General features: G+C 67.9%; 21 protein-coding genes. 13 read left to right on the forward strand and 8 right to left on the reverse strand.

The window, feature by feature from the left end:
- The first annotated feature begins 65 nt into the window (after positions 1–65).
- On the forward strand, positions 66–992 hold the full coding sequence (locus tag AC5P9P_RS11195) for a DUF6607 family protein (RefSeq protein ID WP_049402348.1): 927 nt from the start codon (positions 66–68) through the stop codon (positions 990–992).
- A 107-nt stretch (positions 993–1,099) separates the two neighbouring features.
- Here AC5P9P_RS11195 and AC5P9P_RS11200 read toward each other — a convergent pair whose 3' ends face one another.
- Together AC5P9P_RS11200 and AC5P9P_RS11205 are read right to left on the reverse strand one after the other, a co-directional pair.
- A complete protein-coding gene (locus AC5P9P_RS11200) occupies positions 1,100–3,616 on the reverse strand; it encodes an ABC transporter permease (RefSeq protein WP_495232779.1) in 2,517 nt (838 codons plus the stop codon).
- The gene (locus tag AC5P9P_RS11205) at positions 3,613–4,260 is read right to left on the reverse strand and encodes an ABC transporter ATP-binding protein (RefSeq protein ID WP_049454848.1); all 648 of its coding nucleotides are present in this window, start codon (positions 4,258–4,260) and stop codon (positions 3,613–3,615) included. The genes AC5P9P_RS11200 and AC5P9P_RS11205 overlap by 4 nt, the downstream gene beginning before the upstream one ends.
- A 75-nt stretch (positions 4,261–4,335) precedes the next feature.
- Between AC5P9P_RS11205 and AC5P9P_RS11210 the strand changes: the two genes are divergently transcribed.
- The 3 genes from AC5P9P_RS11210 to AC5P9P_RS11220 all read left to right on the forward strand — a co-directional run bounded on the left by AC5P9P_RS11210 (position 4,336) and on the right by AC5P9P_RS11220 (position 7,209).
- The gene (locus tag AC5P9P_RS11210; protein ID WP_033834742.1) at positions 4,336–4,980 is read left to right on the forward strand and encodes an arylesterase; all 645 of its coding nucleotides are present in this window, start codon (positions 4,336–4,338) and stop codon (positions 4,978–4,980) included.
- Between the two features lie 87 nt (positions 4,981–5,067).
- Positions 5,068–5,781 carry a response regulator transcription factor gene (locus AC5P9P_RS11215; RefSeq protein ID WP_002811889.1) on the forward strand — a complete coding sequence of 238 codons (714 nt, stop codon included), beginning with the start codon at positions 5,068–5,070 and terminating at the stop codon, positions 5,779–5,781.
- Between the two features lie 156 nt (positions 5,782–5,937).
- A complete protein-coding gene (locus AC5P9P_RS11220) occupies positions 5,938–7,209 on the forward strand; it encodes a sensor histidine kinase (RefSeq protein WP_495232780.1) in 1,272 nt (423 codons plus the stop codon).
- A gap of 132 nt (positions 7,210–7,341) precedes the next feature.
- On the opposite strand, the gene AC5P9P_RS11225 is transcribed toward AC5P9P_RS11220, so the two are convergent.
- Positions 7,342–8,043: an SGNH/GDSL hydrolase family protein gene (locus tag AC5P9P_RS11225; protein ID WP_111173366.1), complete on the reverse strand. Its 702-nt coding sequence runs from the start codon at positions 8,041–8,043 to the stop codon at positions 7,342–7,344.
- A gap of 212 nt (positions 8,044–8,255) precedes the next feature.
- Between AC5P9P_RS11225 and AC5P9P_RS11230 the strand changes: the two genes are divergently transcribed.
- From AC5P9P_RS11230 to AC5P9P_RS11270, 9 genes are all read left to right on the forward strand, one after another.
- Positions 8,256–8,651 (forward strand): diacylglycerol kinase, encoded by a 396-nt coding sequence (locus tag AC5P9P_RS11230; RefSeq protein ID WP_005408126.1) that lies wholly within the window; start codon positions 8,256–8,258, stop codon positions 8,649–8,651.
- Between the two features lie 33 nt (positions 8,652–8,684).
- Positions 8,685–9,434 carry a TerC family protein gene (locus AC5P9P_RS11235; protein WP_495232781.1) on the forward strand — a complete coding sequence of 250 codons (750 nt, stop codon included), beginning with the start codon at positions 8,685–8,687 and terminating at the stop codon, positions 9,432–9,434.
- Between the two features lie 231 nt (positions 9,435–9,665).
- Positions 9,666–10,826, forward strand: a complete 1,161-nt coding sequence (locus AC5P9P_RS11240) for an MFS transporter (RefSeq protein WP_049402344.1) — start codon at positions 9,666–9,668, stop codon at positions 10,824–10,826.
- Between the two features lie 622 nt (positions 10,827–11,448).
- On the forward strand, positions 11,449–12,069 hold the full coding sequence (locus AC5P9P_RS11245; protein WP_012479189.1) for a LemA family protein: 621 nt from the start codon (positions 11,449–11,451) through the stop codon (positions 12,067–12,069).
- A 3-nt stretch (positions 12,070–12,072) separates the two neighbouring features.
- Complete coding sequence (locus tag AC5P9P_RS11250) at positions 12,073–12,960, forward strand: TPM domain-containing protein (RefSeq protein ID WP_288418435.1); 888 nt, start codon at positions 12,073–12,075, stop codon at positions 12,958–12,960.
- Positions 12,960–13,454, forward strand: a complete 495-nt coding sequence (locus AC5P9P_RS11255; RefSeq protein WP_033834745.1) for a TPM domain-containing protein — start codon at positions 12,960–12,962, stop codon at positions 13,452–13,454. Before AC5P9P_RS11250 ends, AC5P9P_RS11255 begins: the two co-directional genes overlap by 1 nt.
- Positions 13,455–13,505: 51 nt before the next feature.
- Positions 13,506–14,393, forward strand: a complete 888-nt coding sequence (lgt, locus tag AC5P9P_RS11260; protein ID WP_005412292.1) for a prolipoprotein diacylglyceryl transferase — start codon at positions 13,506–13,508, stop codon at positions 14,391–14,393.
- On the forward strand, positions 14,390–15,184 hold the full coding sequence (locus AC5P9P_RS11265; RefSeq protein WP_012479193.1) for a thymidylate synthase: 795 nt from the start codon (positions 14,390–14,392) through the stop codon (positions 15,182–15,184). Before lgt ends, AC5P9P_RS11265 begins: the two co-directional genes overlap by 4 nt.
- A gap of 5 nt (positions 15,185–15,189) precedes the next feature.
- Positions 15,190–15,681 (forward strand): dihydrofolate reductase, encoded by a 492-nt coding sequence (locus AC5P9P_RS11270; protein ID WP_111109099.1) that lies wholly within the window; start codon positions 15,190–15,192, stop codon positions 15,679–15,681.
- Between the two features lie 125 nt (positions 15,682–15,806).
- On the opposite strand, the gene AC5P9P_RS11275 is transcribed toward AC5P9P_RS11270, so the two are convergent.
- Genes AC5P9P_RS11275 through pdxA form a run of 5 tightly spaced genes read right to left on the reverse strand, consistent with a single transcriptional unit; the run spans position 15,807 to position 19,684 of the window.
- Positions 15,807–16,469, reverse strand: coding sequence for a DUF1287 domain-containing protein (locus AC5P9P_RS11275; RefSeq protein ID WP_033834748.1), 663 nt, complete (start codon positions 16,467–16,469; stop codon positions 15,807–15,809).
- The gene (locus AC5P9P_RS11280; RefSeq protein ID WP_005412296.1) at positions 16,466–17,491 is read right to left on the reverse strand and encodes a symmetrical bis(5'-nucleosyl)-tetraphosphatase; all 1,026 of its coding nucleotides are present in this window, start codon (positions 17,489–17,491) and stop codon (positions 16,466–16,468) included. Before AC5P9P_RS11280 ends, AC5P9P_RS11275 begins: the two co-directional genes overlap by 4 nt.
- Before the next feature lie 15 nt (positions 17,492–17,506).
- Positions 17,507–17,890, reverse strand: a complete 384-nt coding sequence (gene apaG, locus AC5P9P_RS11285) for a Co2+/Mg2+ efflux facilitator ApaG/CorD (RefSeq protein WP_005412297.1) — start codon at positions 17,888–17,890, stop codon at positions 17,507–17,509.
- 13 nt (positions 17,891–17,903) lie between these two features.
- Positions 17,904–18,707: a 16S rRNA (adenine(1518)-N(6)/adenine(1519)-N(6))-dimethyltransferase RsmA gene (gene rsmA / locus AC5P9P_RS11290; protein ID WP_111109097.1), complete on the reverse strand. Its 804-nt coding sequence runs from the start codon at positions 18,705–18,707 to the stop codon at positions 17,904–17,906.
- On the reverse strand, positions 18,704–19,684 hold the full coding sequence (gene pdxA, locus AC5P9P_RS11295; RefSeq protein ID WP_033834751.1) for a 4-hydroxythreonine-4-phosphate dehydrogenase PdxA: 981 nt from the start codon (positions 19,682–19,684) through the stop codon (positions 18,704–18,706). The genes rsmA and pdxA overlap by 4 nt, the downstream gene beginning before the upstream one ends.
- Between the last annotated feature and the right edge of the window lie 3 nt (positions 19,685–19,687).

Below are 19,687 nucleotides of genomic sequence, written 5' to 3' on the forward strand. Positions count from 1 at the left end.
TGATGGAACGCCCGTTGGCCACGGATGGCCCCTCAATGAATCTGCAACCCCGAAGGAAGACCCCGATGAAGCTCCAGACAGCCAGCGCCATGCTGCTGCTCGCCGCCAGCGGCGTGGCCAGCGCGCAGCCCTCCGATATCGCCCGCGACCACGACAGCATCCTCGCCATGCAGGGTGAGTACACCGTGGACTTCGCCTTCGACGAGACCGTGCTGCTGAAGCCGGGCTACGAGCGTGCACCGGCGATGCGCAGCGGCGGCAGTGAAGTGGTCATCGTGGTCGAGGACACGCCGAAGCGCATCGTGCTGCAGCACCTGCTGCTGGATGAAAAGAGCGGCCACATCACCAAGCACTGGCGCCAGGACTGGGTGTACGAAGCACCGAACCGTTTCGAGTTCAGCGCCGACCAGACCTGGAAGGTGCGCAGTATTCCGTCGGCGGTGAACCAGGGCGCCTGGACCCAGTGCGTGTACGAAGTGAGCGACGCACCGCGCTACTGCGGCACCGGCACCTGGACCTACACCAACAACGTGCCGAGCTGGACCAGCGATCTGAGCTGGCGCCCGCTGCCGCGCCGTGAGTACACCAAGCGCAGCGACTACAACGCGCTGGCCGTGGTCAACCGCCACACGCTCACGCCCAATGGCTGGACCCACGAACAGTTCAACACCAAGGTGCAGCGCAACGCCGATGGCAGCCAGGTGGAGATCGCACGCGAGTTCGGCTTCAACGACTACGTGAAGACCACCGAGGTCGACTTCACCCCGGCGCGCAACTACTGGAAGGCCACCGCCGGTTACTGGGCCAAGGTGCGCCAGCGCTGGGACGGTTTCCTGACCCAGGCCCCGGGCGTGCACCTGAAGACCAGGATCGACGGCATGGCGATGATCATTCCGCTGTTCACCCAGGCCGAAGCGATCCAGGCCGGCAAGAAGGTGAAGGACACGCAGATCGACGACGTGTTCGCCAAGTACGTGGAAAAGGCCCAGTAGATCCACGCCATGCGTGGATGTGCTTGTTCCTTGAACACTGGCAACGCCGTCATGTGCTCTTGGTAGGTGCCGAGCTTGCTCGGCACGCGCCCCGGTCCGGCGCCGCCTCAGGCCTCGCGCAGCGCCAATGCCGGTGGCGTATGCAGGATCGCCCGCGTACCCCACCAGCCTGCCAGCAGGCTCAGCCCGATGCCGACCACGCCGCCGATCAGCAGGCCCGGCCACGGCGGCAGCAATGGCAGCTCGAACACCTTCTGCGAGACTGCCACGCCGATGGCGGCTGCCGCGCCCACCGCGAGCAACGCGGCCAGCGTGCCCAGTGCGCCGAACTCCACCAGCACCGCACCGCGCAGCTGGCGCCGGGTCGCGCCCAGCGTGCGCAGCACAGCGCTGTCGTAGCGACGCTCGCCCGCCGTGGCCTGCAGCGCGGCCAGCAGCACCAGCACGCCGGCCAGCAGGCTGAACACCATCACCAGCTGCACCGCCTGTGCCACCCGTTCCATCACATCGCGCACCTGCGAGATCACCGCGTCCACGTCCAGCAGCGACAGGTTGGGCTGCGCGCGCACCAGCTCGCCCAGTCCGGCTGCCTTGCCGGCCGGCAGGTGGAATGCCGACAGCAGGTTGTGCGGTGTATCGCCCACCGCGTTCGGGTTCAGCAGCACGAAGAAGTTCGGCCGGAAGGTGTTCCAGTCGGCCTTGCGCACACTGGTCACGGTGAACTCGCGCTCCTGCTCGCCTACTGCAATGGTGATGCGGTCGCCCGGATACACGCCGTAGCGCTTGGCCCAGCCGATTTCAACCGACGCCTCCAGCGCCGTGCTGTCGGGCGTCCAGAAGGTGCCGTTCATCAGCGTATTGGCCGGCGGGAAGCTGCTGCGCCAGCTGAAGTTCAACGGCCGGTTCTCGTCGTCATCATCGCGCTGACCTTCGCCCTGTGCCGCTTGTCCGTCCTGACCGGGCTCGCGATCCACGCGCAACGGCGGCTTGCCGTTGATCGCGATCAGGCGGCCGGTGGCCATCGGTTCGATGCTGGCGTCGTTGGCGCCCAGTCCACGCAGCGCGGCCAGCACGCTGTCGCGCTGTTCGGGCTGGATGTTGATCAGGAAGTAGTTCGGCGTATCCGCGGGCAGGCGTTCGCGCCATTGCTGCAGCAGGCCGGGGCCGGTCACCGCCAGCAGCAACAGCGCGCACAGCGACAGCGACAGCCCGACCAGCTGCATCACCGCCAGCATCCGGCGCCGGGTCAGCGCCGCCAGGCCCAGCCGCCAGTGGCCGTGCAGGCGGTGCTGCAGGCCGCGCAGCAGCTGCAGCAGCACGAAGCCGACCACGCCGGCCGCCACCGCCAACGCGGCCAGGCCGCCCAGCACCCATAGCGCCAGCTTGAGATCACCGGTCACCTGCACCGCCAGCAGCAGGCTCGCCGCCAGCGCTGCTACGTAGGCCAGCAGCGAGGCCGGGGGCAGGGCGGCGAAGGAGCGGTTGAGCACGCGCATCGGCGGCACCCCGCGTAGGCGCAGCAGCGGCGGCAGGCCGAAGCCGAACAGCAGCAACAGGCCGATGCCGGCGCCGGTCAGCGCCGGCATTGCCTCGGGCAGCGGCAAGCGCTGCGGCACCAGGCTGCCCAGCACCTGCACCAGGCCTTCCTGCGCGGCCATGCCCAGGCCGATGCCGAGCGCACAGGCCGGCACCGCCAGCATCAGCAGCTGCAGCGCCAGGCCAAGCAGGATGTCGCGCTGGCGCGCGCCCAGGCAGCGCAGGATCGCCACCTGGTCGATGCGGCGCAGGGCAAAACGGTTGGCCGCCAGCGCGGCCGCCACGCCGGCCAGCAATACCGCCAGCAGCGCGCTCAGGCCGAGGAAGCGCCCGGCCAGATCAAAGGCCTGGCGCACGCCGCGCTGGGTGTCGTCCACGCTAAGCAGGCGAAGGCCTTTCACCTGTGGCAGCAGCAACTCGCGCAGGGACGCGACCTGTCCTGCCGGTCCTGCAAACATCAGCCGGTAGTTGATGCGGCTGCCCGGACCGAGCAGGCCCGTGCCTTCCACATCGGCGCGGTTGACCAGCAGGGTGGGGGAGAGCGTCAGCAGGTCGCCACCGGTATCCGGTTCGGCCTCGATGATGCCGGCGATGCGCAGCGTGCCAGCGCCGAACTCGAGATCGTCGCCGGCCTTCAGTCCCAGTCCCTGCAACAGGCGCGGGTCGGCATAGGCCTGGCCCTTGGGCGGCGTGCCGGCGTTGGCGATCAGCGCGCCACCGGGCGTGCTGCGCACCCGCAGCGTGCCACGCAGCGGATAGCCCGCCTGCACCGCCTTGATGCCGGCCATCTGGCTGGCATCACCGTTGAACAGCACGCTGCCGAAGCTGGCGATGCGGGTGTAGGCCAGTCCGCGCCGCTGCGCCTCGTCGGCGAACGCCTGCGGCGGGTCATCGCGCCCGGCGATGCCGAGGTCGCCACCGAGCATTTCCGCTGCGCTGCCGGTCAGTGCCAGGTTGACCCGGTTTACCAGCGTGCCGACCGCGGTCATCACCGCCACGCCCAGCACCAGTGCGGCGAACACGGTCAGCAGGTCACCGGCCAGCGCCTCGCGGCGCAGCGCGCGCCACGCATGCCGCAGCAGGTTCATGCCTGCGCCCCACGCTCGACCGGCAGCAGGCGGCCGTCGTCGATGCGGTGGATGTACTGGCAACGCTGGGCCAGGCGCAGGTCGTGGGTGACCAGCACCAGGGTGGTGCCGCTGCCGGCGTTGAGTTCGAACAGCAGGTCGCTGATGTGCTGGCCGGTGGCGTGGTCCAGCGAGCCGGTCGGTTCGTCGGCGAACAGGATGCGCGGGCGGGTGACGAACGCACGTGCCAATGCCACGCGTTGCTGCTCGCCGCCCGACAACTGGCGCGGATAGTGGCGGGCGCGATGGGCCAGCCCGACCTGGGCCAGCACTTCATCGACCCGCGCCCGGTCTTCGCGCCCGGCCAGTTCCAGCGGCAGCGCGACATTCTCGGCGGCGGTCAGCGCCGGCAGCAGGTGGAAACTCTGGAACACGAAGCCGACCTCACGCGAGCGCAGCTGGGCGCGGGCCTCCTCGTCCAGCGCCGACAGGTCCTGGCCAGCCAGCGCGACGCGGCCGCGACTGGGCAGGTCCAGCCCGGCCAGCAGGCCAAGCAGGGTGGTCTTGCCGGAACCGGAGGCGCCGACGATGGCCACGCTGGTGCCTTCATGGACCTTCAGGGTGATGTTGTCCAGTATGTGGACTTCACCCTCCGGGCCCTGCACGGACTTGCCGACCTGGTCGACGGCGATGGCGACGGGCGCGCTGCGGGGGGACAGGCTGTCGATGAGGAGACTCCAATGCGCAAGACGGGATGGAGCCGGCGAGCCGGCGCGATGATGGTGCTGCTGCTAGGGTTCCTGCTGCTGCCGGGGCTGGCCTGTGCCAAAGGTCCGGCCGGTACCGTGCTGGTGCTCGGCGACAGCCTCAGTGCTGCCCACAATATCCCTGCCGACGCCGGCTGGGTCAGCCTGCTGCAGCAGCGGGTCAGGCAGCAGTCGAAAACCCCGGCGCGCATCGTCAACGCCAGCATGAGCGGCGAGACCACCGCCGGCGCACTCACCCGCCTGCCGGCCCTGCTGGCGAAGGAAAAGCCGACCGTGGTAGTGATCGCCCTTGGCGGCAATGACGCACTGCGCGGGCTGACCCCGGCGCAGGTGCAGGGCAACCTGGGAAAGATGGTGCAGGCCAGCCAGAAGGCGGGCGCGAAGGTGCTGCTGCTGGGCATTGACGTGCCGCCCAACTACGGGCCGGCCTATCGCCAGCGCCTGGCGGCGGCCTACAAGGCGCTGGCCACGCAGTACAAGGTGCCGCTGCTGCCCTTCCTGCTGGAGGGCGTCGCCCTGCAGCCGGGCATGATGCAGGCCGACGGCCTGCACCCGACCGCACAGGCGCAGCCAAAGGTGCTGGACAACGTCTGGCCGCTGCTGAGGCCGCTGCTCTGAACCGTTTGTGTACCTCTTGACGGAACTTCACATCGCGTCCACCGTCGATCCGGCATGTTTCACAAAGCTGAAGTTAGAGGGAATCACATGCGTCAGACGAAGGAGACCTCCGGCTTGGTGCTGGTGGTCGAAGACAACCGCAACATCTCCGAGATGATCGGGGAATACCTGGAAGGTCGCGGCTTCGAAGTCGACTATGCACAGGACGGCCTGGATGGCTACCGCCTTGCGGCGGAGAACAGCTATGACGTCGTGGTGCTCGACTTGATGTTGCCGCGCCTGGATGGCATCGAAGTGTGCCGTCGCCTGCGCAACGATGCGCGCAAGTCCACCCCGGTGCTGATGCTCACGGCACGCGACACGCTGGACGACAAGCTCACCGGCCTGGGTTTCGGTGCCGATGACTACCTGACCAAGCCGTTCGCGATCCAGGAGCTGGAAGCCCGCCTGCGCGCGCTGATCCGTCGCGAACGTCGCCAGGTCGGTTCGGAAGTGCTGAAGGTGGCCGACTTGGTGCTCGATCCGGTCAGCATGCGTGCGACCCGTGCCGGCACCGAGCTGCAGCTTTCGCCGATCGGCCTGCGCCTGCTGACCATCCTGATGCGCGAATCGCCGCGCGTGGTCACCCGCCAGGAGATCGAGCGCGAGATCTGGGGCAATGGCCTGCCGGATTCGGACACCCTGCGCAGCCACCTGTACAACCTGCGCAAGATCATCGACAAGCCGTTCGACCGTCCGCTGCTGCACACCGTGCAGAGTGCCGGCTACCGCATTGCCGACATCGCCCAGCCGATGGCCTGAGCAGGATACCCGCCGGTGCAGCAGCAGGCCCGGCCGGGTTGTGGCCACGTACGAGGGCAGGGCATGACCGGCCGGCGTTGCCGCCGGTCATCGCCCATGCACCCGCACGGCGTGGCGCGCTGCCTATAATCGCAGCGCTCTGACCGGGACTCCGCAATGCCGCACGGCCTGCCGCGCAAGATCCGTATCGCCTTCATCCTGCAGGCAGTGCTGGCCAGCCTGGGTATCCTGCTGGGTGCGTGGCTGGTCTCGCTGGTGATCAAGCACAGCCTGGTCGGCGCTGCCCTGCGCGAGGAGGCGGCGTACTACTGGACGCTGCACGAAGCGTCCCCGGTGCAGCCACCGCCCAATACCCAGAACATCCGCGGCTACCTGCTGGAAAGCGGGCAGTCGGCACTGTCGTTGCCGGCCAACCTGCGCAATCTGGAGCCCGGCTTCCACGAACTGCCCAAGGAAGACCAGCTGGTGCTGGTTGATGTGCGCCCGGCTGGCCGCCTGTACCTGGTGTTCCTGCGCTCGCGCGCAGAGATGCTGGCGTTCTGGTTCGGCATCGTGCCGGTGCTGCTGACCCTGCTGGCGGTGTATGGCGCCAGCTGGGTGACCTACCGCGCGTCCAAGCGCCTGGTGTCGCCGGTGAACTGGCTGGCTCGACGCGTCTCGCGCTGGGACCCGGGGCATCCGGAAGCGGCCGACCTGGAGCCCAACAAGCTGCCGGCGGACATGCAGGGCGAGACCCGGCAGCTGGCGGCCGCGTTGCACTCGCTGGCCAACCGGGTCAGCGCGCACGTGGCACGCGAGCGCAACTTCACCCGCGATGCCAGCCATGAACTGCGCACGCCGCTGACCGTCATCCGCGTTGCCAGCGACATGGCACTGGGTGATGAAAGCCTGCAGCCGCGCCTGCGCCGCAGCCTGCAGCGCATCCAGCGGGCTGGCCGCGACATGGAAGCAGTGATCGATGCGTTCCTGATCCTGGCCCGCGAGGCAGACGTCGAACCGCAGATCGAGCTGTTCGACGTCAACGATATCGTCCGCTATGAAGTGGACAACGCCAACGAACTGCTGGGGGCTCGCCCGGTGTCGGTGCACCTGCACAGCGATGGCCCGGTGCAGCTGCATGCGCCGCCGCGGGTGCTGCAGGTGGTGGTCAGCAACCTGGTGCGCAATGCATGCAGCTACACCGACGAGGGGCGCATCGACGTGCATGTGCACAACGATCGGGTGGTGGTGCACGATACCGGCATCGGCATGTCCCCCGAAGCGCTGTCCCGGGCGTTCGAGCCGTTCTATCGCGCCGAACCCAGCCGGCCGCAGGGTACCGGCCTGGGCCTGTCGATCGTACGCAGGCTGTGTGATCGCTTCGGCTGGAAGGTCAGCCTGGCCAGCGAGCCAGGTCAGGGCACCGAAGCGACGGTGGTGTTCCGCTGACCGGGCGCCTGCTGCCTTGGTAGTTGCCGACCTTGGTCGGCGCTTTCAGCAGGATTCACGCCGGTGTCCCATGCCAACCAAGGTTGGCATCTACCGGAGCGCGTGCGTGGCGCCCTCCGGCGCACGTCCGCCTCAGTTGCAGTTGACCTTCGGCGCCAGCGCCTTGGTCCAGATGTCATAGCCGGCCGGGGTCATGTGCAGCATGTCCTCGCGGAACAGCGTTGCATCCGGCTGGCCATCCGCGCCCAGCATCGGCGTGTAGATATCGGTGAAGCCGGTGTTGGGCAGCTTGGCCAGCGCGGCCTTGATCAGCGTGTTGGCCTCGTTGATCGCCGGCAGCAGGTGCGCACGCGACGGGCTCGGCTTGATCGACAGGTACTCGACCTTGGTCTTCGGCAGGTCGCGATGCACGCGCTGCACGAAGGCGACCACGTCGTCGCGCACCTGGGTCGGGGTGCGGCCGCTGTTGAGGTCGTTGTCACCGGCGTAGAAGAACACCTTGCACGGCGCATACGGCACTACGATCTGGCCGGCATACCAAGTGCTGTCACGCACTTCCGAGCCGCCGAAACCGCGGTTGAATACAGGCTGGCCGGGGAAGTCGGTGGCCAGGCTCTCCCAGAAGCGGATGGAGGAGCTGCCGATGAATTCGATGCCACCGCGGGGCGGCGGGTTGGCCTGGTCGGCGCTGGCGAACCGGGCCATGTCGCCGGCCCAGGCCACGTTGGAGACCTGTTCGGGTACCCGGGGCGACGTGGTCGGGCCCAGGGCCTGGGCCAGCGGTGCGGCGGTCAGCAGGCCCAGCATCAGCAGGCAGGTACGGCGACGGGACATCAGGCGCTCCAGCAGGGAAGGGAACGTCATCATAGAAGCTGGGGCGGGCCGGGGCTTGCCCCTGGCGGTCCATTCACCGGGCCGGAGCCGGGATGCGGCTGGTGGCCTTGTGGCAAAATGGCGGCCATCTGCCTATTCCTGTGCACCCATGATTCCCTGCCGTGCGTCTGAGCGGTCGCTGCGCCGCGCCCCTGTTGCTGGATGTTCCACCCGTGGCTGATCAGTTCGGCCATCTGCCCCGCGGCCCGCGCCGCATCTTCCAGGCCGCCCGCTGGTCCTGGCAGGGCCTGCGCGCCGCCTGGCTGCACGAATCGTCGTTCCGGCTGGAGGTCTACCTGCTTATCCTGCTGGCGCCGGTCGCGGTCTGGCTGGGTCAGACGCCGGTCGAGCGTGCGCTGATGATCGGTTCGATGCTGCTGGTGCTGGCGATGGAACTGGCCAACTCGGCGATCGAGGCGGTGATCGAACGTTACGGCAGCGAAATCCACGAGTTGGCTGGCCGCGCCAAGGACATGGGCTCGGCGGCGGTGTTCGTGCTGATGATGAACGTGCTGTTGTGCTGGGCCCTGGTCGTGGTTCCACACGCGCTGGCCGGCAGCTACGGCTGAAACCCCATTCCCCCACTGCCTTGAAGAGATTCCATGTCCTTTGAGTTCCTCGCCGACCCCAATGCCTGGGTAACCCTGTTCACGCTCAGCGCGCTGGAAATCGTGCTCGGCATTGACAACCTGGTGTTCATTTCCATCGCGGTCAGCAAGCTGCCGGAAGAACGTCGCCCGTTCGCACGCAAGCTCGGTATCGCCGTGGCCTGCATCACCCGTATCGGTCTGCTGGTGTCGCTGGCGTATCTGGCGCACATGGTGGCCAACCTGTTCACGGTGGCCGGCATGGGCATCTCCATCCGTGACCTGGTGCTGATCGTCGGTGGCCTGTTCCTGATCATCAAGGGCTGCATGGAGATCAAGGAACTGATCAGCGGCGGCGAGGATGAAGATCCGAGCACCACCAAGGCCTCGGCCGTGTTCGGCTACGTGATCGCGCAGATCGCGGTGATTGACATCGTGTTCTCGCTGGACTCGGTGATCACCGCGGTTGGCATCGCCGACCACATCCCGGTCATGGTCGCCGCCATCCTGCTGTCGGTGTTGGTGATGCTGCTGGCCGCCAACCCGCTGGGCCGCTTCATCGACGCCAACCCGACCGTGAAGATGCTGGCGCTGGCCTTCATCCTGATGATCGGTGCGGTGCTGATCCTGGACGGCCTGGACGTGCACGTGCCCAAGCCCTACATCTACGCCGCGATGGGCTTCTCGGTGCTGGTGGAATGGCTGAACCTGCTGATGCGCCGTCGCGCGCGCGAGCACAACGTGCCGGGCGCCGGCAACTGGTAAGCGCCTCTGGCATGTAAGTCCCTCAGAACCCCCGGCCCGGCCGGGGGTTCTGCGTTTGTGGGGGGGGGGGGGCACGGCTCTGCTACGGCGCTGCGGTTTTTGCACTTGCAGCGGGTTTCCGTGCCTCACTTGTGAACCAGAATCAACAGTGTTTTCCCGGGGCGAGGCTTAATCCGCCACAGCAAAGCGCGCAGGCTACGCACTCCCGAATCCCTCCCCCAGGACCCCCCCATGAATTCCAGAGCCGCCTTGCTGGCGCTTGCCGTCGGCGCCTTCGCCATCGGAACCACCGAGTTTGCGCCGATGGGCCTGTTGCCGGTCATCGCCGACGGCGTGGGTGTGGGCATTCCCACTGCCGGCATGCTGATCACCGCTTACGCCGTGGGCGTGATGCTGGGCGCACCGGTGATGACCCTGCTGATGGGGCGTTTCGGCAAGCGCACCGCGCTGATGCTGCTGATGTCGATCTTCGTGGTTGGCAACCTGCTCTCGGCACTGGCCCCGAATTACGGCCTGCTGTTGCTGTCGCGCCTGGTCACCAGCCTCAACCACGGTGCCTTCTTCGGCATCGGTGCGGTGGTTGCCGCCAGCCTGGTGCCGAAGGACAAGCAGGCCGCCGCGGTGGCCACCATGTTCATGGGCCTGACCATCGCCAATATCGGCGGCGTGCCGCTGGCGACCTGGGTGGGCCAGCAACTGGGCTGGCGCCTGTCCTTCGCCGGTACTGCGGCGCTGGGCCTGATCGCGATCACTGCGTTGGGCTTCGCGCTGCCGGCGTCCGCACCGGGGCCGCGCCCGGACGTGCGCCGCGAACTGAAGGCCATCCTGCAGCCGCAGGTACTGCTGGCGATGGGCACCACGGTGCTCGGCGCGGGTGCGATGTTCACTCTGTACACCTACGTGGCGCCGGTGCTGACCGAACTGACCGGCGCCTCCAACACCTTCATCGCGATGTCGCTGGCCCTGATCGGTATCGGCTTCACGTTTGGCAATGGCATCGGTGGGCGCATGGCCGACTGGTCGCTTGATGGCGCGACCCGCATCCTGCTGGCGGTCCTGGCCGTGCTGATGTTCGTGCTGCCGCTGGCGTTCATGCACCACGCCACTGCGGCGCTGGGCGTGCTGCTGTTCGGCGCGGCGACCTTCGCCATCGTGCCGCCGCTGCAGATCCGGGTGATGCAGGCGGCGAGCGAGGCGCCGGGCCTGGCGTCGTCGATCAACGTGGGTGCGTTCAACTTGGGCAATGCGGTGGGTGCCGCGCTGGGGGGCGCGGTGATCAGCTCGGGTTTGGGTTACGCGGCGATTCCGGTGGCCGGTGGCCTGCTGGCGGCATCGGGCCTGCTGCTGGCGTGGCTGGGGCGTCCCCGCACTGCGGTGGCTGAAGCCTGCTGAGGGGAGAGGGTTTCCGGCAGGGCTTGCAGCCCTGCACCCGCTGCAATCAACGTCAACGTCAACGGCAAAAGCCTGCATTCCGTGGGTTGGCGGGGTGGGTCCGGTTGAGGGGGGCGCTGCAAGTACGTCCATGTAAGCTCGGTCGCCGCATCCATGCGGCTCACGCCCCCACAACCGGACCCACCCCGCCTTCGACAGATTCCCGCGGTCTGTCGGAACGGCGTTCTGCTCTGGTAGGTGTCGACCTTGGTCGACACGAATGCCTGAAGAACCGCGTTTTGCTTTTGATTTTTCTTTTGATCTCCCCGCGGTGCCCAGGAAATTGTCCGTGGCCGGGAGGGTGGGTTGGCTGGGGGCGTGAGCGCCATGGGCCCGAGGCATGCCACGGGCGGGTTGGGCAGGATGCCCAACCCCGGTCTTGCCGTGTGCGCAGGACAGCGCACACGAGCAAGCGCGATCGAGCTTACATGGACGTACTTGCAGCGCCCCCCAGCCAACCCACCCTCCCGGCCGACCCCGATAACGCTTCCTCGCCAACACCGCGGAGGGGGCGGCGCCCGATGGCCGGTCTTTCACCCGAACCGTGGCATGCTCGGTGCCCAGTCCACCCGGAACCTCCGCCATGCGCCTGTTCACCCGTGTCCTGCCCCTGATGCTGCTGGCCTCCCTGCTGTCCGGCTGCGGCTACAACGCCATCCAGCAGAAGGATGAAGCGGTCAAGGCCAGCTGGTCCGAAGTGCTCAACCAGTACAAGCGCCGCGCCGATCTGGTGCCCAACCTGGTGCAGACCGTGAAGGGCTTTGCCAGCCAGGAAGAGCGCGTGCTGACCGAAGTCACCAACGCCCGCTCGCGTGTCGGCCAGATCAACGTCAACGCCGACGACGAAGCCTCGCTCAAGCAGTTCCAGCAGGCCCAGGGTGAACTCGGCAGCGCACTGTCGCGGCTGCTGGTGGTCACCGAGAATTACCCGGTGCTGAAGTCGGACCAGAACTTCCGCGACCTGCAGGCCCAGCTGGAAGGCACTGAAAACCGCATCACCGTCGCCCGCGGCCGCTACATCCAGCAGGTGCAGGACTACAACACCTACATCCGCTCGTTCCCGCAGGTGATCACCGCCAAGATCTTCGGCTACAAGACCAAGCCGAACTTCACCGTGGAAAACGAAGCGCAGATCTCCAACGCGCCGGCGGTCGATTTCGGCAGCGCGCCGCAGCAGCAGCCGGCACCGCAGCCGGGGCACTGATCGATGCGCCTGGCCACTGCGCTGCTGGCCCTGCTGCTGTGGCTGCCGCTGGCTTCGCATGCACAGCAGCTCGCTCCGATTCCGGCGCTGGATTCGCCGGTGGTCGATACCACCGGCACGCTGGACGCCACGCAGAAGCAGGCGCTGGTACAGCAGGCGCTGGACCTTCAGCAGCGCAAGGGCAGCCAGCTGCAGGTGCTGGTGGTGCCCACCACCCAGCCGGAGGACATCGCGCAGTACACCACGCGGGTCTTCGACCAATGGCAGATCGGCCGCAAGGGCGTGGACGACGGGGTGCTGCTGGTGGTGGCCAAGGACGACCGGCGCGTGCGCATTGAACCCGGTTATGGTCTGGAGGGAGCGATTCCCGATGCCATCGCCAACCGGGTCATCCAGGAGTACCTGGTGCCGCGCTTCCGCAGCGGCGACTACGCCGGTGGCATCACCGACGCCACGGCGGTGCTGGTCAAGCTGATCGACGGGGAAGCGCTGCCGGCGCCGGTCAGCGGCCATCGCGGGCGTGAGCCCAGCGGTGGTGGCGATACCTGGTTCCTGGCGCTGTTCATCGGTGTGTTCGCCGGCAGCATCCTGCGCGGCGTGTTCTCGCGCGTGCCGCGACCGCTGCGCGGCCTGCTCGGCGGTGCCGGTGCGGCGCTGGCGGCATTCCTGTTCACCTCCACACTACTCGCCAGTGGCCTGGCTGGCGTCGTGGGCCTGATTGTTGCCATGCTCTCCGGTCACCCGGGCCGCTTTGCCGGTGGCGGTGGCTGGGGCGGTGGCAGCTGGGGCGACGGAGGCGGCTTCGGCGGGGGCGGTGGATTCGGCGGCGGCGGCGGTTGGGGCGGCGGCGGTGGCCGCTCCGGCGGTGGTGGTGCTTCGGGGGGCTGGTGATGATCCAACGACTGTGTCGTCATGTATTTTCGCCGTCGGTACGGCGCGCGTTCCCGCCGGCCACGCTGCAGGCGATCACCGAGGCCATCGCAGCCGGTGAGCAGCGCCACGGGGGCCAGGTGATGTTCGCGGTGGAAGCGGACCTGCCGCTGGCCGCGCTGTGGCACAAGGTCACCCCGCGCCAGGCCGCCGAACATGCCTTCGCGCGCCTGCGCACCTGGGATACCACCCACAACAACGGTGTGCTGATCTACCTGCTGCTGGCCGACCACGCCATCGAGATCGTCGCCGACCGTGGCCTGCAGGGCCGGGTCAGCCCGGCACAATGGCAGCGGGTCTGCACCCACCTGCGCGAGGGCCTGCGTGGCTCCAATCCGGTGGAAGCGCTGCAGGATGCCATCGACGAGGTCTCCAGCCTGATCGAAGGGCACTTTCCGGCCTCGACCCGGTCGAACGATGACGCGTTGCCGAACTCGCCCCAGCTCCTTGGTTGAGCCGGGGCGGCACTGGCCCGAGAATAGGCGTTCAACCGCAAGGCACCTTCCATGATCTATTTCCACGACATCGACCCCATCGCCCTCTCGCTGGGGCCGATCAAGGTGCATTGGTACGGCATCATGTACCTGCTGGGCTTCACCGCCGCCTGGCTGCTGGGACGCAAGCGCATCGCCGCCGGCCGCCTGCCGGGCGTCGACGCCAATGGTTTCTCCGACCTGCTGTTCTACGCCATGCTCGGCGTTGTGCTGGGCGGGCGCATCGGCTACATGCTGTTCTACGCGCTGGGCGATTTCCTGCACAACCCGCTGCTGCTGTTCAAGGTGTGGGATGGCGGCATGAGTTTCCACGGCGGCCTGCTGGGCGTGCTGGGCGCCTGCTGGTGGTGGTCGCGCAAGCACAAGCTGCATTTCTTCGACACCATGGATTTCATGGCGCCGCTGGTGCCGCTGGGCCTGGGCTTCGGCCGCATCGGCAACTTCATCGGCGCCGAGCTGTGGGGCAAGTACACCGACGGCACGTGGGGCGTGGTGTTCCCGTCCGGCCTGCCGGCGCCGCTGAACCAGCTGGACCACGCGACCCTGCAGGCGCAGTTCGCCACCGGCGCGCTGAACCAGTTCGCGCGCCATCCGTCGCAGCTGTATGAAGCGTTGCTGGAAGGCCTGGTGATGTTCGTGGTGCTGTGGGCCGTGTCGGCCAAGCCGCGTCACCGTTACCTGGTGGGCGGCCTGTTCGCGCTGATGTACGGCCTGTTCCGCTTCGCGGTGGAGTTCGTGCGCATGCCCGACAACGGCGTCTACGTGGCCTTCGACTGGCTGACCCGTGGCCAGATCCTCAGCCTGCCGCTGATTGCCTTCGGCCTGGTGCTGCTGGTGATGTCGCGCCGTGCGCCGGTACTGCAGCCGCAGCTGCCGGTGGCTGCCGGGGGCAAGGCATGAAGGCTTACCTGGACCTGCTCTCGCATGTGCTCGAGCACGGCGCCGAGAAGAGCGACCGCACCGGCACCGGTACCCGCAGCGTGTTCGGCTGGCAGATGCGTTTCAACCTGGCCGACGGCTTCCCGCTGGTCACTACCAAGAAGCTGCACCTGCGCTCGATCATCCACGAGCTGCTGTGGTTCCTGAAGGGCGACACCAACATCGGCTACCTGAAGGACAACCAGGTGCGGATCTGGGACGAGTGGGCCGACGAGAACGGCGATCTCGGCCCGGTGTACGGCAAGCAGTGGCGCAGCTGGGCCACCGCCGATGGCCGTGAGATCGATCAGATGCAGTGGCTGGTCGACGAGATCAAGCGCAACCCCGATTCGCGGCGGCTGGTGGTCAGCGCCTGGAACGTGGGCGAGCTTTCGCAGATGGCGCTGATGCCGTGCCACAACCTGTTCCAGTTCTACGTGGTGGACGGCAAGCTCAGCTGCCAGCTGTACCAGCGCAGCGGCGACATCTTCCTCGGCGTGCCGTTCAACATCGCCAGCTACGCGCTGCTGACCCACATGGTGGCGCAGGCCACCGGCCTGGGCGTGGGCGATTTCGTGCATACGCTGGGCGACGCGCACCTGTATTCGAACCACTTCGAGCAGGCGCGCGAGCAGCTGTCGCGTGAACCGCGCGCGCTGCCCAAGCTGTGGTTGAACCCGGAGGTGACCGATCTGTTCGGCTTCCAGTTCGACGACATCCGCATCGACGGTTACGATCCGCACCCGGCGATCAAGGCGCCGGTGGCGGTATGAGCGCGATGAAGCTGTCGATGATCGTGGCGCTGGACCGCAACCGTGGCATCGGCCAGGGCAATGCCATGCCCTGGCACCTGCCGGATGACTTCAAGCACTTCAAGGCGCTCACCCTGGGCAAGCCGATCCTGATGGGGCGCAAGACGGCCGAGTCGATCGGCCGCGTGCTGCCGGGGCGGACCAACCTGGTGCTGACCCGCAGCGGCCAGGTGCCGTTCGAGGGCATGCGTGCGGTGGCGTCGCTGGACGAGGCGAAGGCGATTGCCGAAGGCGAGGGCGCCAGCGAGCTGTGCATCATCGGCGGCGGCGAGATCTTCCACCAGCTGCTGGACCAGGCCAGTGACCTGTACCTGACCTGGGTGGATGCCGAAATCCCCGCTGATACCCATTTCCCCGAAGTCGACATGCAGGACTGGCGGGAAGTGAGCAGCGAGCCGCACCCGGCCGACGAACGCCATGCCTACGCGTTCCGCTTCGCGCACCACGTGCGCCGCTGATCGCGCAAATACCAAGGAAAACACCGACGGGGATGTCGACGGGGTAGAGTCGACTGTTGGTCGACTGCTCTCGGCGGTCACCCGAAAAACCCGCGCTGCGCGCGATAGTCGACTGACAGTCGACTCTACCTGGGCTGTCGCTGCGGCATCCGGTAATGCCCGATGATGGCGTGCTGGAACAACAGGTTCTCTTCGCGCGTGCCGCGCGCGATGTTGTGCAGCACCAGCGGCGTGCCATTGGCCAGCCGCCGGTCGGAGACGATGCCCACGTGCAGCAGGCCGTTGCCGTTGAGCTTCCAGGCGACGATGTCGCCGGCCGCATAGTCGGTGGCGGCGGCCGTGATCGGTTGCTGCCAGCCCTGCCGTTCGAACCAGCGCATCAGGTTCGGCACACGGCGATGATCGATGTTGCGGTCCGGCCGTGACAGGCCCCAGATCGCGGGATAGGCACTGAAATTGCCGCGCATGTCTTCATGCACGCGCGCCTGCAGGTCCAGGCCCTGGCTGCGCAGGGCACGCACCACCACGTCGGTGCACACGCCGCGATCAACCGGAACGTCGCCGCCGGGATAGGCCAGCACCTGATAGGCAGGGTCGTAGCGGGTGGTGACGCCGACCTGTGCGCGCGCCGCTGCCACCAGCGGCGGCGAAGGCGCCTGCGGTTGCGATGGCGTGAGGCCGGCGTTTCCGCCGTCGGCGGGGGCTGGGGCCGAAGGGGGCTGGCAGCCGCTGGCCAGGGCCACCGTCAGCAGCAGCACCGTCCATGGTGCCCCACCGCGCCGTGTCATGCCTGCGGCGGGGGACTGTTGCTGCCGGGGCCCGCAGAGCCACCACCCGCGCCGCCGCCACGGCGACGACGACGGCGTGGGCCGCGGTTGCCCGGGGTGGCGGCCGGGGTGTTGCCGCCGCCCTGTTCCTTGCCCTGCGCCGATGCCGCCGGGCGCTCGTGCGCCGGTCGCGCTGGCGGGCGTGCGTTGGGCACGGGTGCGGGGACATCGCGGCCCGGCACCTGCACCACGCGCAGTTCGTCGGTATCGAGCTGGATCGCGGTCAGCTTGCCGCCCCAGACTGCGCCGGTGTCGATGGCATGCACGCCCTGGGTGATGGTCAGGCCCAGCGCCGACCAGTGGCCGCAGACGATCTTCAGGTCGCGCTCGACCCGGCCAGGCACTTCGAACCAGGGGTACAGTCCCTGTTCCTGCGTGCCCGGCGTGCCCTTGTCCTCGATGCCGATGCGCCCGCGCGGGGTGCAGTAGCGCATGCGGGTGAGCACATTGATGATCGCGCGTGAACGGTCGTAGCCGGACAGGTTCGGTGCCCAGCTCGGCTTGTCGCCGTACATGTTGCGGAACAGCTTGCGGTAGCCGGCACCGTGCAGTTGCGCCTCGACCTCGGCGGCATGCTTTTCGGCCATCTGCGTGGTCCACTTCGGCGCCAGGCCGGCGTGCACCATCATCCAGCCCAGCTCGCGGTCCACGTGCACCAGCTTCTGCAGGCGCAGCCAGTCCAGCAGTTCGTCGCGGTCCTCGGCCTGCACGATGCGCAGCAGGTCCGGGTTGACCTTGCGCTGTTCCTCTTCGGTGCGTGCACCGACGGCCAGCAGCGAAAGGTCATGGTTGCCCAACACCACCACGCTGTGCTCGCGCAGCGAATGCACCAGCCGCAGCGTTTCCAGCGACTGGCCACCGCGGTTGACCAGGTCGCCGCAGAACCACAGGGTGTCCTGCGCCGGGTCGAAGCGGATCTTCTCCAGCAGCCGCTGGGTGACGTCATAGCAGCCCTGCAGGTCGCCGATCGCCCACACACTCATCGTCCGGCCTCCGTGTCAGTGCAGGGTACGCGGGATGGCCAGCACGAAAGGTGCGACCGGCGCGGCAAATTCGGTGCCGTCGTCGGCGACCATGTCGTAGTGGCCCTGCATGGTCCCGTGATCGGTCCCCAGCATGACACCGGACGTGTAATGGAAGTCTTCACCGGGACGCAGGCGTGGCTGCTCGCCGATCACCCCGTCGCCATCGACATGCTCGACGCGGCCGTTGGCATCGGTGATGCGCCAGTGGCGTGCGACCAGGCGCGCGGCAACACGCCCCTGGTTGTGGATGCGGATCGTGTAGGCGAACGCATAGCGTCCGTCTTCCGGCGCGGATTGATCGTCGAGGAAGCGCGGTGCGACTTCGACGGAGATGGCGTAAACGTCAGCGTCTTCCATACCGGCAGTGTAATCAGGAGGCATTGGCCAAAGCGATGAATTCGGCCACGTCCAGCTGTTCGGCGCGGGCATCGGGACGCACGCCGGCGGCAACGAACTGTTCGGCGGACACCACGTTGTTCAGGGCGTTGCGCAGGGTCTTGCGGCGCTGCCCGAAGGCGGCCTTGACCACCTCGGCGAAACGCTTGTGGTCGGTGATGTTGATCGTGGCCGGGTCACGCGGCACCAGCCGCACCACGGCCGAATCGACCTTCGGCGGCGGCCGGAATGCGCCCGGCGGCACCACGAACAGCGAGGTCACCTGGCAGTAGGCCTGCAGCATCACGCTGAGCCGGCCGTACACCTTGCTGCCGGGGCCGGCGGCCATGCGGTCGACCACTTCCTTCTGCAGCATGAAATGCATGTCGCGGATCACCGCGGCATGTTCCAGTGCATGGAACAGGATCGGCGAGGAGATGTTGTAGGGCAGGTTGCCGACCAGGCGGATCGGCTGGCCGGCGGCCAGCTCGGTGAAGTCCACGCGCAGCACGTCGCGGTGGACGATGGTCAGCTCGCCCAGCGGCTCGGCGGCGGCGGTCAGCGGCGCGATCAGGTCACGGTCGAACTCGATCACCGTCAGTTTCGGATGCACGCGCAGCAGCGGCAGCGTGATCGCGCCCTGGCCGGGACCGATCTCGACCAGGCGGTCACCGTCTTTCGGGTTGACCGCCATCACGATCTTGTCGATGTAGTGGCGGTCGGCCAGGAAATGCTGGCCAAGCTGCTTCTTGGCCGGGGCGGTGAACACCGGGCCGGAGGGGGAATGCGGGGAATTCATGCGCTCAGTGTACGTTGCCGCGCAAGCTGCGCACACAACGTCGTTGCCGCCTGCAGGCTGGAAGGATCGGCAACGCCACGGCCGGCAAGGTCCAGCGCGGTGCCGTGGTCCACTGCAACGCGTGGGTAGGGCAGGCCCAGGGTCAGGTTCACCGCCTGCTCGAAGCCCGAGTACTTCAGCACCGGCAGGCCCTGGTCGTGGTACATCGCCAGCACGGTGTCGAAACCGGCCAGCTTGGCCGGCAGGAAGGCGGTATCGGCTGGCAGCGGCCCGATCAGGTCCATGCCCTCCGCGCGCAGGCGCTGCAGCAGCGGGATGACCAGGTCCAGTTCCTCGCGGCCTAGATGGCCGTCTTCGCCGGCGTGCGGGTTCAGGCCGAGCACGGCGATGCGTGGCGCGGGCAGGCCGAACTCGCGGCGCAGCGCGGCGTGCACGGTGCGAAGGGTGTGTTCCAGGCTGGGCGTGGTGATCGCGTCGGCCACCTCGCGCAGTGGCAGGTGGGTGGTGGCCAGGGCCACGCGCACGATGTGGTTGGCCAGCATCATCACCACCTTCACCCCAGCCTGGTCGGCCAGCAGTTCGGTGGTGCCGCTGTAGGCGATGCCGCCTTCGTTGATGACGGCCTTGTGCACCGGGCCGGTCACCACGCCGTGCAGTTCGCCTGACAGGCAGGCCTGGCCGGCACCGAGCAGGGCGCCGATGACCGCGCCGGCATTGGCCGGATCGGCCTGGCCGAAACGGCTCGGGGTGGCATTGGCCACCACGCGCAGGCGCAGGTCGCCGGGGACGCGCGCTTGGGCATCCTCGGGCAGCAGTTGCAGCGGCAGGTTCAGCGCGGCCGCGGCCGCGCGCAGGGTGTCCGGGTCGGCGAAGGCCAGCAGCCGGCAATCTTCACGCGGCTGCTGGACGAGGCGGACGCACAGCTCCGGGCCGATCCCGGCGGGCTCGCCCGGTACCAGAGCGAGCTCGGGGCGCATCGA

Source organism: Stenotrophomonas sp. YJH_SMC_14-1 (assembly GCF_059372275.1).